This is a genomic window from Rothia koreensis (assembly GCF_004136575.1).
Classification (GTDB): domain Bacteria; phylum Actinomycetota; class Actinomycetes; order Actinomycetales; family Micrococcaceae; genus Rothia; species Rothia koreensis.
In genome coordinates this window covers 1-12,832 of record NZ_NOIQ01000035.1, presented here as the reverse complement: position 1 = coordinate 12,832, position 12,832 = coordinate 1, and the positions used below count along the sequence as shown (strand labels likewise).

Below are 12,832 nucleotides of genomic sequence, written 5' to 3'. Positions count from 1 at the left end.
GGTCGGCAGGGGGGGCAGGGGCGGACAGGGCTCGAGGTGGCAGGTCTGTGCGGTTCCAGCGCCGAGGTGGCATTTTCGTGCGGTTTCTTCGCCGAGGTGGCAGTTTTGTGCGGAAATCGGGGTGTTTGTCGCACGGGATTGCCACTTCGGCGGGAATGTTGCACGGGATTGCCACCTCGACGCCGGGGCTACACGAAACTGCCACTTCGGCGTCGGCGTCGGGCTCGGAGGCCCTGGGGGAGGAGCGGAGGAAGGCCGAATACCCGTTGCCAGCGCCGCCGCTCAAGAATGCAGGCGGCAGTCACCGTCGAAACCGCCCGTCGCACCTACTTTTCGAGCGCCCGGCCGTGACACTGCCCTCGAGGTGGCATTTTCGTGCGGTTTTTTCGCCGAGGTGGCAGTTTTGTGCGGAAACCGGGGCGTTTATCGCACGGGATTGCCACTTCGGCGGGAATGTTGCACGGGATTGCCACCTCGACGCCGGGGCTCGCACGAAACTGCCACTTCGGCGCCGGCACGCCACCCCCGACCCGGCCTCAGGCCTTGCGCTTCTGGATCCCCTTCGGCAGGTCCATGGGGCGGGCGAAGACCCCGGCCCACACGGCGCCCAGGATGGTGAGCACCCCGGTCGCGACCACGGCCAGGGGCAGTGACGCGAGGCTGAGCAACAGGGCCACGATCGCGGGCCCGCCGAGTTTCCCCGAATTGTTGAAGACGGCCCAGATGCCCAGGAACTTGGCCCGTCCGACCTTGGGGCTGAGGTCGGCGCCGATGGTCATATTGACCCCTGCACCCAGACCGTTGCCCACGGCCATCACGACCACGGCGATGATCGTCCACACCAGGACCGGTTGGATGCTCATGATCAGGAATCCACCACCGAAGACCACCAGGCACACGATGAGCACGGCAGTGCGTCCGAGGCGGTCCTTGATGTACCCGCCGGGGAACATCAGGACCAGTTCGAGCGCCGCCCCCAACGCGACCAGCAAGGAAATGCCCGACTCGTGCAGGTGGATGTGGACGCCCCACAGCTGGATCAGGGTCGGTTGGGCCGCCCGGGCGATCGAGAGAATCGTGACAGCGATACCGGCCAGGAGCACGGCCTTCCACCGAACCTGCAGTTTCCGGGGCGCGGGTTCGTTCGGGTCGGCGAGGGCGGCGGTCGGCGTCGTCGCGGTGCTCGTGGATTCCATCGCGTCGAACCCGCGGTTGAGCGCGGGAATGCACAGAACGACGACGGCGAGCACCGCACACATCGCGCTGAACACGTAGACCGACCACAGCGGGAACCACAGCAGAAGCATTGCACTGATCATCGGCCCCACCAGGTTGCCCACACGTTGTGTCCCACCGAGTGCCGTCATGGCCTTGCCCATGTGCATCGCGGGCATCTTGTCGGCGACGACGGCCTGCCGGGCCAGACTCCATATGTCCTGGACCGGTGCGAGCAGCATGAGCAGGACGATGTACATGACCAGGGCGAACGGGTCAGGAAGCGAACCGCTCAGGGAAAGCACCAACAGGCCGGTCACCACCACGGCCGCACCGGTTCCGAAGATCATGGCCCGGCGGTCGCCCACTTTGTCGATCAGCACCCCCACCGGCACCGTCAGGATGAGGCTCGCCGCGCCCATCAGGGACACGACGGCGCTGGCAAGAGCACCGCCGGCGCCCAGACTCAACGCCGAGAGGATCAGCACCGGGACGGTGGACCCCACCCCGATCGCGAACAAGAGGGAAGGCACGATAACCGGCCAGAAAATGGGGCGGAGCATGGCTTCCACCCTACTCGCGGCGTTTGGGCTCGTCGGATGGCTCTCATGCTGGCCATCTGCGGCCGACCGAGCCGCCGCGCACGACGTCGGAATCGGTGGCCCCCGACACAATGGCCGAATTCACACCCAAATTTCATTCGAACCAGAAATAAACCCCCCGCGCTCGCAGTTGTTCTGCGAGGTCGCGGGTTCTCGCGGCCGCCCACATTGTTTGAGAAGGGAGGGATCATGTCGGCAAGCCGTATGTTCACTTTGAATCGGAATTCATCCAATACTCGACTCGTCACCGTCCTGCTGGCGGTCGGTACTTTTGCCTTCGGGGTCGGCGAATTCGCCTCGATGACTCTCTTGCCGTCGATCTCTTCCGAGATGGGCGTCGACGAGGGCACCGCAGGGCACATCATCACCGCGTACGCCCTCGGCGTCGTCCTGGGCGCGCCGGTCATCTCGGCCGTGGGCGCCAAATGGCCTCGCAAGCCATTGCTCCTGGCCCTTCTGCTCCTGCTCACCGCGGGGAACCTGTTCGTCTCGGCGGCGCCGTCGATGTCCTGGCTCGTCGTGGGGAGGTTCGTTTCCGGTATTCCCCATGGAGCCTTTATCGGCCTGGCCATGGTCACGGCCTCGAGCATCAACCTGCCCACCAAGCAGGCCCGCGCCGTGAGCACCGTGCAAATGGGAATCACCGTGGCAACCATTGTCGGCGTCCCGCTGTTCACCCTCGTGGGGCAATTCGGCGGCTGGCGCGCAAGTTTCGTGCTGATGAGCGTCATCTCCGCGATCGCCCTGGGCATGCTGTGGAACACCGTGCCGAACCAGGCCGGGAACAAGGCAACGAACTCGCGCGTCGAACTGTCCGCACTGACCAACCCCAAGGTCCTGCTGACCCTGGTGACCGGGGCGATCGGGTTCGGCGGCATCTTCGCCGTGTACTCGTACTTCAGCTCGGCCTTCGAGGGCTCCCACGCGGGCCCCGGCTGGGCGATGTCCCTGATCCTCATGCTCTACGGAGTCGGTTCGACAGTCGGTAGCTACGTCGCCGGGTTCATCCACGCCAAGATCCTGATGCCCGCCGCGATGGCTTTCCAGGTGCTTCTGGGGCTCTCGGCGGTGCTCTACGCCGTCGGGATCGGCAACGCCTGGGTCACCGGGATCGCGATGGTCCTCATCGGAGCCAGCGGGGGAATGGTCGTTCCGCTGCAGACCCGGCTGATGATGGCAGCGGGCGACGCCCAGACCATGGCGGCCGCGATGAACAACGTTGCGTTCAACCTCGCGAACGCTCTCGGCCCGTTCCTCGCGGGAACGGCGATGTCGAACGGTGGCACCTGGGCCTCAACCGGTTGGATCGCGGCGGCGCTCGCGCTCGGCGGACTGTTCCTCCTCGGGGCCAACGTGCTCTCCGACCGGCGCACGCCCGTGACCCGCTACGCCGTGCGTTTCGAGCCGCAGACTCTGACCGTTCCGATCACCGGAGTCGTCCCGGTCGCCAAATGACGTCCGGTTACCGAACTGTCGACGTCGTCGGCCGGGCGCGAGTACTTTCAACCTGATCAATCGACGCACCGAATGAAAGCAGACAGTTCACTATGATCCTCACCGGACTCGTTGTCGGCGCCCTCTTGGGAATCGTCATGCAGCGCGGACGCTTCTGCGTGACGGGCATGCTCAGGGACATCTTCCTCCAACGCTCGTGGCGGACGTTCACGGCACTCATGGTCGTGATCGCCGTTCACGGCGTGGGCATCGCAGCGTTGACCTCGGCCGGCGTGATTTCCCCCGAGTACGAGGGGTTCGCGCCCGTCGCCGTCGTCGTCGGAAGCCTCATGTTCGGCCTGGGCATCGTTCTGGCCGGCGGATGCGCCTCAGGTACGTGGTACCGGGCGGCCGAAGGGCTGGTCGGATCCTGGATCGCCCTGGCGATGTACGCCGTGTCCTCCGCCGCCATGAAGAAGGGCGCTCTGGGCGGATTCACCACCTGGATGAAGCAGTGGGACACCGGGCTCACCACCGTACCTGCCGCCCTCGGCGTCTCGCCGTGGGTCTTCGCGATCCTCGTGCTCGTGGTGGCGGGCCTGATGGTTCGGCACTTCCTGCTCAAGGAGCGTCGGATCGCCAAACCGGCAACACCCAGCAACCGCCCGCGCTGGAAGCGGCCGCTGCACTTCTACACGGCCGGCGCCCTGATCGGCCTGATCGGCGTCGTTGCCTGGCCGCTCTCCGCGGCCACTGGGCGCAATGACGGACTCGGCATCACGACTCCGTCCTCCAACATCGTGAAGTTCGTGGTGACCGGGGACGGCGGCTCGATCGACTGGGGCGTCATGCTGGTGCTCGGCCTGTTCGTCGGGGCCTTCGTGGCGGCGAAGGCCAGCGGCGAATTTCGCGTCCGCGTGCCGGATGCCAGGACCGCAACCCGGTCCGTCGCGGGCGGAATCATGATGGGCGTCGGGGCCTCCCTCGCGGGCGGATGCACCGTGGGCAACGGCATGGTCCAGACGGGCCTCTTCACCTTCCAGGGGTGGGTCTCGCTCGTGTTCATCGCCCTCGGCGTCGGACTGGGGGCCAGGCTGTGGCTTCGCCCGACGACGTCGCCCCGCGTTTCTCGCGGCGCCACCGGCGCCACCGGGACCGACGGGGTCACCACTTCGACCGCTGCGTCAGGCTCGGAGGACGGCACGTACTCGACCAGCGAGAGCCTCGACAACACCCTGACCGTGGCCTCCGACGGACGGTCGATCGATCCGGCTCCGATCGGTTCGGGATCGGTCGGTTCCGAACCGTTGGGGGTCGCCACCGGACGGGCGGGGACGACGTCGGGTTCTGCGGTTTTCGGCGGGTTCGCCGCGGTCCCCGATGCCGTCGGGATCAAGGAGAAAACTCAGGCCTCGTCGACGTTGCGCGAGCTCGGGAACGGGTACTACGCCTTGGACTCCCTGGGTGCCGTCTGCCCCTTCCCGCTGATCGACGCGAAGGACGTCATGACGACCCTGGACTCCGGCGACCATTTGGTGATCGATTTCGACTGCACCCAGGCGACCGAGGCCATCCCCCACTGGGCGGCCGAGGACGGTCACGAGATCACCGACTTCCGGGAGAAGGGCGACGCGAGCTGGCAGATCACCCTGCGCAAGGCCTGACGCCGCCCGCGGACGACTCCGTCATCGTCCCGCGAGCGGAAGCCGCTCCCACGACATGAAAGATGTGAAAGAGGGCCGGCGCGGAACATGTTCCGCGCCGGCCCTCAGTGTGGTTCTGGCTTGAGGCGTCAGCCGACCCAGCTGACGTTGACGAAGGGTTCGAACGGGGCGCTCTGGACCAGCGTGGAATCCTTGAGATCCAGGCGGCCGTTCTCGGAGGCGACCGTGAAGTGCTCGGTCTGGCCGCCGACCGTGATGTCGACACTGTAGGTCGCATCCGGTGCCGGTGCTTCACCGATGCCGTTCGGGCTGGGAACCTTCAGGTAGTAGACCGTGGGGTCGGTGACCGACTTGACCAGTACGGCCTGGTTGATGACCTCGGGACCGCTCTGCTGGGTGGCCTCCGCCTGGTGGGTGCCCTGATCCTGCGACGCGCCGGCATCGTTTGCGGCAGGAGTCTCTGCGTGTGCCGGACCCATCGCCAGCATTCCCCCGCAGAGGGCCAATGCGGCACCAGCGGCTGTCATGGAAACCTTGCGGCTGATTACCTGAGTGCGGGTCATTTTTCATCTCTCCTTTGTCGATGGATCCCGGAAACCTTGCGGCTCAGCAGGACGTTTTCACGCTATCGCACGATTTTCGGGGGTAGACGAGACCGTGATGGTGGCGTTCGGTCGGTCACGGATTGATAACCCGCGAACGGCCGGGACGAAAAGGGAGAACCACGACGCCGATGGGCTGCGTCGTCAGCGGACCGTAACTCGATCGTTATCGAACCTGGAGGGAATTCACAGCCTCGGCATGGTCCGGAGCACGCCGGCCCGGCCTCGCGCCCATACAAGAACTCTCCACGGCCAGGTGAAAGCGCCATGAATGCATACGTTCCCAATGTTTGCCTGTCCGAAAACCTCGACGGATAGCTTGATCGGGTCAATCCCCCAGTACACACGACAGTGAGGTATGACCCCGTGCATCACGCATCGCCATCGTCGCACCAAGGCCTGAGCCGTCGAAAGCTGCTCCAACTCAGTGGAGTCTCCGCAACCGCTCTCGCCTTGGGCATGAATCTTCCCCGGGCAGAGGCTTCCGTCGCGGCCCCGGATCCGCAACTGACTGCACCGTTCGGCTTGGGGGTGGCCAGCGGCGCCCCGAGGCCGGACGGCGTCGTCCTCTGGACACGACTCGCCCCGCAGCCTCTGGCCGAGGACGGAAGCGGCGGGATGCCGCAGAGTCCCGTGGCCGTGACGTGGGAGGTGGCGCGGGACCAGAATTTCGTCGGCGTCGAAAAGAAGGGCGAGGCCCTCGCCCAACCCGATCTCGCCCATTCCGTCCACCCGCGGGTCGACGGGTTGCGGCCCGGCACGGAGTACTTCTACCGGTTCCGCGTGGGCGACCAGATCAGCCGGGTCGGCAGGTTCCGGACCCTGCCGGCCGCCGGGACTTCGGTCTCGACGTTCTCCTTCGGTTTCGTGTCCTGCCAGGCCTGGTACCACGGGCATTACACGGCCCACAAACACCTCGCCCAGGAACCCGACCTCGATCTCGTCCTGTTCCTCGGCGACTACATCTACGAATACGGGATCACTCCGGAGAACATGTGGCGGCAGGGGGCCGACGTCGGGCCCGCGCACTCCGTGGAGGCCGTGACCCTGGAGCAGTACCGGCTCCGGTACTCCCTGTTCAAGACCGACCAGCACCTCCAGGACGTCCACGCCCGGGCGGCCGCCGCGGTGATCTGGGACGACCACGAGGTGCAGAACAACTACACCGGCAAGACCCCGGCGGTGTCCACCCCGGACCCGAACTTCCGCACCCGCATCGCCGCGGCCTACCGGGCCTTCTACGAGAACATGCCGCTCGACGTCGAGGCCCTCCCGCAGGGCGACACGAGCGACATCACCACGTCGATCGACGTCGGAAACCTGATTCGATTCGCGCTGCTCGACAGTCGGCAGTTTCGTGACCCGGCACCCGTGGACGAGGTGGATCGGACGAGTCCCCAGCGCACGATCCTGGGCGCCGACCAGGAAGCGTGGGTCGCGAACCAGTTGCGGACCAGCTCCGCGACCTGGAACATCCTGGCCAACGGGGTGGTCCTCTCCCCGATCTCGCCCGACAAGGTCGACATGTGGGACGGCTACCCCGCAGCCCAGACCCGGATGCTCGAGGCGATGAGCAAGGCCTCCAACCCGGTCATGCTGGCGGGGGACATCCACAAGCACGTGGCCGCGGAGCTCAAGGCCGACTATGCGGACCCGAACAGCCGGACGACCGGCGTCGAACTCGTGTGCAGCTCGATCGCCTCGGACGGCGACGGCGCCGTGACCGACAAGCACACCGCGGACTGGACCCAGCATCCCTACGTCAAGCACTACGACGGCCGTCGTGGCTACGTCCACGTGACCGTGACCCCCAAGGACATGGTCTCGACCTTCTACTCGGTCGACTGGGTCCAGAGCGACGACCTGGCGCCCAAGCAGGTTTCCGCACGCTTCTACACCCGGGCGGGCCAGATGGGGCTGAGCCCCATGTGACTCGGCCCAGGGCTAACCGATCGGATTCCTCAGGCTCCCTGTGTAAATCAGGGAGCCCGAGGCGTCCTGGAGGTCGACCATCTCCAGGGTGTTCCGCAACTGGAGACGGTTGAGGCACGAGTGGCGGAACTCCGGAACCTCAAGATCCAGGTGACGGCGACGCGGGAGCCCGCGGGCCCGGTACGCGTCCACGTTCTCCCTCACCAGGGACCAGAACTCGGCATGATCGAGGACACCGTCCCGGTGAAGGATTCCGGAAAGGTGCCGGAGGACGCCCACGAAGACGTCGGTGAAGATCAGCTGAGCGGCTTCGTCGTCGTCGATCACGTGGCGCATCCGTGAGATCTCTTCCGGCAGGTCACGATCGCCGATGATCGCCGCCTCCTCTCCGATGTCCTTCATGAAGGTTCCGACGACGCGGCCCTCCTTCACCCGCAGGATCAGGTTCTCCCCGTGGGGCATGAACGCCAGGTCGTGCCCTTCCACGGAGTGCAGGACGGGTGTCAGGTAGGCGGCAAGGTACTCGCGGACCCATGTCCGAGCGTCGGTCCCGGAGGCACGGATCAACTCGGTGACCACCGACCTGCCGCGGGCATCCCGGTGGAGCAGGGACGCCATCGAGAGAATGCGCTCGTCCTCGTCCAGGAACGGCAGAGGGCTTTCGCGCCACAGGGCCGCGAGCATCTTCTGCTGGTCGGACTTGGTCTCGGTCACGTGGTATGCGTCGCCCGTGTAGCCGATCGACGCGTGTTCGCGCAGCACGTCGAAGTTGAGTTCGCGGAAGAGCTCGTCCCCGCGAACGAGCTCGGCCACCCAGTCGTTGATCGCCGGGGTGGCACGCATGTAGGCGGGCGAGAGTCCGCGCAGGAAGCCCATGTTCTGGATCGAGAGGGCGGTCTTGATGTACGACTTCGTGGGGTGGTCCCGGTTGAAGGCCGTACGGATCGACTGCTGCGGCTGGTATTCGTCCGATGCCTCACCCAGGACCACCAGGCGGCGCGCGGCGATGTCCGGGGCGAAGCTCACCGCGAGCCGGTGCTGGAACTGCCACGGGTGCACGGGGATCCACACGTAGTCCTCGGGGCTCAGGCCCAGCTCGGTCAGGCGATCGGCGAACTCGCGCCGGGTCTCGGTCGAGAGCTCGTCGGCCCAATGCGTCTCCTCGGTGCCCGCACGCGAGACCTCCAGGGTCGTGTGCTCCCGGTGTGCGGCCACCCAGACATAGCGGAAGCGTGCACCGGCCTCCGGGGCGTAGCGGCGGAATTCGTCCAGGCCGAACCCGATGCGGCCATTGGTCGCGACGAAGCACGGGTGACCTTCGGTCATCGCCGACTCCGTCTGCTGGAAGTCCGCAGCGACGTCGACATCCTTCCGGCCCAGAGCCAACTGGTGCGCGGTGGGGCCACCACGGAAGTTCTTGAATGCCCCACTGGCCAGGGTCGAGGCGAGTTCCTCGAGGTAGGTTCCCAGGAGTTTCTCCGGGATTCCGAGCGTCTCGTGCAACTGCGCCACGAACTCCTGCGCGTCGAGCGGCAGGCCCTCCGCACTGCCTTGGGCGTGACGGGTGACGGAACCTTCGTCGATGACCCAATGATTGAGGGGCAGGACCTCGGCGCAGAACCGGTAGACCGAACCGTCGGGGAGGGTCAGCTCCCACAGGTCGTTCTCGATCCGGGTCGGTCGGATCAGGTGTTCGTGGCTGAATTCGGCCAGGGCCTTCGTGACCACGTGGCGTTGCGCCGCATCCATGGACTCGGGGTGCAGATGGGGCGTGGGGTCCGCGGCGAGGGGCCGGCCGGCGTCGTCAGCCTCGACAATACTGAGCGCGGCGACCTTCCCCGGGAGGTCGACGTGACGGAGCACTCGGAAGCCGACCTCGCGGTTCTTCGCTGCGATCGCGTGATTGCGCACGTCGGGTTCGACGACGACGCGCCGTGCGCCCAGCTCCCGGGCGCAGTGGTCGAGGACGGCGCGCATCACCCGCCCGGTCAGGCCGCTTCGGCGACGGGACCGGTCCTCCGGCGGGGGAGCAACGAGAAGGTGCATGCCCACGTCGCCGGGTCGCGCGTCGAAAACCTCGCTCAGGAGCACGCGGGCCGGATCGTAGGTTTCGGCGTACCCGATCGGCTCGTCGGCGTCGTGGATCAGCCACGCGTTCTGGGCGTCGTCCGCGGCGATGTCGGTGAGGTAGGCCCGCGTCTTCTCCGGGGTGGTCTCCTGCATGTCCCAGAAGTGCGACGCCGGGTGCGTCAGCCAGTCGGTGATGATCCGCGAATCTGCGTCCGGGTCGACGGGACGGAAGGTCAGCGAGCCCGTGATCTGCTCGCCGTGCTGGGGGGTGTCGAGGGTTGTGGTCACTTGATGTCCTCCTTGGCCTGGGACGTACCGAAGTCCTGGAACGCGATGCTGCGCTCGATGGGATAGACCTCCCGGCCGGTGATCTGTCGAAGAATGGTGGCATTGCGCCATGCGCCCATGCCGAGATCGGGCGCCGTGAGGCCGTGCGTGTGCTCCTCGGCGTTCTGCACGAAGATGCGGCCACCCAGGGTGTCGACGTGGAATTCCAGGTCGACGTCGAACCGCCCGGCCGTGTCCCGTGCGATGAGGTTCTCGACGGGTTCGAGGAATTCCGGGTCGCGCGGGGCGTAGCCCGTGGCCAGGACGAGCTGCTGGGCCGTGCGCTCCGACGTCTCGCCCGTCTCCTCGTGGCGCAGGGTCAGGCGGACCTCGTCGTTGCCGGCGTCGTACTCCGAGCCGACGACGGCCGTATTGGCCAGCAGTGTCGTCGGCACGGTGCGGTCGACCGATTCCCTGTACAGGGTTTCGTAGATCTCGTCGATGGTGCTCATGCTGATGCCCTTGTAGAGGCCGCGTTGTTCGCGTCCCAACCGGTCGCGCATTTCTTCCGGAAGGCCGTGGAAGTGACGCACGTATTCGGGGGAGGTCAGCTCGAGGGTCAGCTTGGTGTCCTCCATCGGGAAGAACCGAGGCGAACGGGTGATCCAGTCGAGACGGTACCCGTGGTCCTTCTGCGCGTTCAGGAGGTCGAGGTAGATCTCGGCGGCCGACTGACCGCTGCCGACGACGGCGACCGACTCGGCGTCGAGCAGATCCTCTCGTTCGTGCAGGAATCGCGAGGAGTGTCGAGTGTTCCGGTCCAGGCCGCGGAGGGGCTCCGGGACGCGTGGGCCGGTTCCGATGCCGGTCACCACGTTCCGGGCCAGGTGCTTCTCGACTCCTTGCGGGGAGAGCGCCGTGACCCGGAAGACGTCGTCGTCCTCGAGGTACTCGACCGATTCGACGCGGTGCTGCCAGCGCAGACCGGACAGCTGGTTCGCGGCCCAACGGCAGTACGCGTCGTATTCGCGGCGGAGCGGGTGGAAGTCCTCGCGGATGTAGAAGGGATAGAGCCGGCCGGTCTGTTTGAGCCAATTCAGGAACGAGTACCTGGAGGTCGGGTCGGCCATGGAGACCATGTCCGCGAGGAAGGGCACCTGGATCGTGGCGTCGTCGAGCATCATTCCGTGATGCCAGGCGAAGTCGTCGTTTTCGTCGAAGAACAGGGCATCGACGTCGTCGAGCGGCTCGCTCAGGCAGGCCAGTCCCAGGTTGAACGGGCCGATCCCGATCCCGATGAGGTCGTGGACGCGTTCTGCGGGGTCACTTCGTCTCATTCAGGCTCTCCTCGTATGTGGGGGTCGGGCGCGTGGTGTGCTCGTGCATTCGTGCGGCAGTGGCGGCGATCTCCTCGAGGCGCTCGGCGATGCGATCGAGTTCGGCGCCGGGATTCAGGAGGGTCAGTTTGAGGCAGGGCCGGTTGGCGATGACCGTCTTCGCGACGAGCAGGCTGCCGGCCTCCTGGAAGTGGCGTCGGATGGGGGCAACCAGGGCGTCGGCGTCGACATCGGTCACTCCCTCGGGCTGCCACCGGAAGACGACGGTCGACAGGTCCGATCCGGAGACGAGACGCAGATCGGGATGCTTCTCGACCACCTCGTGCACTTCGTGCGCGAGATCGACGACGCGGTCGACCGCCCGGCCCAGGGCGTCGGCCCCGGTTCCGCGGAGTGTCGCGAACAGCTTGAGCGCGTCGAATCGGCGCGTGGTCTGAAGGGACTTGTCGACCTGGTTCGGCTCGTCAGATTCCTCGGGATTGAGATAGTCGGCGTGCCACGTGCCCAGACGGAAGTCCCGCGGGTCGCGGAGCAGCAGCGCGGAGGAGGACACGGGCTGGAAGAACCCTTTGTGGAAGTCCACGGTCACGCTCCGTGCCCGCTCGATCCCGGACAGGAGATCCCGGCGCGTGGGGGAGAGCAGGAGCGCCCCGCCGTAGGCCGCGTCCGCGTGGAACCAGATGTCGTATCGCTCGGCGATCCTGGCGATGTCGGGGAGCGGGTCGATCATTCCCCGATCCGTGGTTCCGGCCGTCGCGCTGATGGCCATGGGGACCTTCCCGGCGTTCAAGGCGCCCTTGAGGCTCTCCTCGAGTGCCGCGGGGTCCAAGCGTCCCTCGACGTCGGACCGGACGGTGACCACGGCGTCGTCGGCGAGGCCCAGGAGCAGCGCCGACTTGTCTACGCTGAAATGGCTCTCCTCGCTGGTCAGAATGACGAGTCGGGACTGTCGTTCGCTGCGTTGGCGCCCGGAGAAACCGTGGAGTGCTGCCTCGCGGGCCAGGAAGAGGGCTTGCATGTTCGACTGCGTCCCGCCCGAGGTGAAGACCCCGTCACCCTGGGGGAAACCGATCTTGCCGGTGGTCCAGTCGATCAGTTTCCGCTCGATGAGGGTTGCGATACGGGACTGGTCGTAGGTGTCCACCGACGTGTTGACCGCGGCCAACGCCGTCTCTGCGGCCACGGCGTTCACGTCCACCGGGCAATTCAGGTGGGCGAGGTAGTCCGGGTGGTGGAACCAGACCGCCTCCTGGAGGAACAACCGGTCGATTTCTTCGAGGACCCGTTGCCCGCCGAGGGGTTCGGCATCCATGTCGATGTCCTCGACGCGGCGCCGCAGTTCGTCGATCGGCGTCGAGGTTGCGGGGGCCGATGCCGCGCCGAGACGGCCGGCGACGCGGCCTGCCATGTCCGAGACGAGGTCGACGTATTCACCCGTCGAGTTCGCGTCCAGGAGATCCAGACGCCCCCTCTTCACTGTATTGACTGCACTCAATTTTAGGTAAGCCTAACCATAAAGGATGAATCCATTCAGAGAAGCTAGCAGAGGTGAACATGGCGTTCTACCCGGCAAAACGCCCGACCCCAGGGTGTTTGACACGTGGATGCCTTGAGGGAAAGAAAAGTTCGCTAATTATTACTTGAGAAGTAAAGTTTGTTGCTCGACTATGCGAATTGTCACTGTGGGGCGGGGTCGGCCGGTTGTGTGG

Annotated in this window: 8 protein-coding genes; 3 read left to right on the top strand and 5 right to left on the bottom strand. The window is 66.1% G+C overall.

Going from position 1 to position 12,832, the window contains the following annotated elements; translation table 11 throughout:
* Positions 1–536: 536 nt before the first annotated feature.
* Entirely contained in the window at positions 537–1,778 is a 1,242-nt protein-coding gene (locus EWU68_RS12665; protein ID WP_129316505.1) for an MFS transporter, read from the bottom strand.
* Positions 1,779–2,021: 243 nt separating this feature from the next.
* On the opposite strand from EWU68_RS12665, the gene EWU68_RS12660 reads away from it, so the two are divergent.
* Together EWU68_RS12660 and EWU68_RS13555 are read left to right on the top strand one after the other, a co-directional pair.
* Entirely contained in the window at positions 2,022–3,272 is a 1,251-nt protein-coding gene (locus tag EWU68_RS12660) for an MFS transporter (protein ID WP_165162149.1), read from the top strand.
* Positions 3,273–3,364: 92 nt separating this feature from the next.
* Complete coding sequence (locus EWU68_RS13555; protein WP_129316501.1) at positions 3,365–4,915, top strand: YeeE/YedE thiosulfate transporter family protein; 1,551 nt, start codon at positions 3,365–3,367, stop codon at positions 4,913–4,915.
* Positions 4,916–5,043: 128 nt separating this feature from the next.
* Here the strand turns inward: EWU68_RS13555 and EWU68_RS12650 are convergent, their stop codons facing one another.
* Positions 5,044–5,478: a hypothetical protein gene (locus EWU68_RS12650; RefSeq protein ID WP_129316499.1), complete on the bottom strand. Its 435-nt coding sequence runs from the start codon at positions 5,476–5,478 to the stop codon at positions 5,044–5,046.
* Positions 5,479–5,883: 405 nt separating this feature from the next.
* On the opposite strand from EWU68_RS12650, the gene EWU68_RS12645 reads away from it, so the two are divergent.
* Positions 5,884–7,449, top strand: coding sequence for an alkaline phosphatase D family protein (locus EWU68_RS12645; protein ID WP_238692465.1), 1,566 nt, complete (start codon positions 5,884–5,886; stop codon positions 7,447–7,449).
* 12 nt (positions 7,450–7,461) lie between these two features.
* Here the strand turns inward: EWU68_RS12645 and EWU68_RS12640 are convergent, their stop codons facing one another.
* From EWU68_RS12640 to EWU68_RS12630, 3 genes are read right to left on the bottom strand one after another with little or no spacing between them, the layout of a single operon-like run.
* Positions 7,462–9,807 (bottom strand): GNAT family N-acetyltransferase, encoded by a 2,346-nt coding sequence (locus EWU68_RS12640; protein ID WP_238692464.1) that lies wholly within the window; start codon positions 9,805–9,807, stop codon positions 7,462–7,464.
* Positions 9,804–11,123 carry a lysine N(6)-hydroxylase/L-ornithine N(5)-oxygenase family protein gene (locus EWU68_RS12635; RefSeq protein ID WP_129316497.1) on the bottom strand — a complete coding sequence of 440 codons (1,320 nt, stop codon included), beginning with the start codon at positions 11,121–11,123 and terminating at the stop codon, positions 9,804–9,806. The genes EWU68_RS12640 and EWU68_RS12635 overlap by 4 nt, the downstream gene beginning before the upstream one ends.
* Positions 11,110–12,618 carry a pyridoxal phosphate-dependent decarboxylase family protein gene (locus tag EWU68_RS12630; RefSeq protein WP_238692463.1) on the bottom strand — a complete coding sequence of 503 codons (1,509 nt, stop codon included), beginning with the start codon at positions 12,616–12,618 and terminating at the stop codon, positions 11,110–11,112. The genes EWU68_RS12635 and EWU68_RS12630 overlap by 14 nt, the downstream gene beginning before the upstream one ends.
* Between the last annotated feature and the right edge of the window lie 214 nt (positions 12,619–12,832).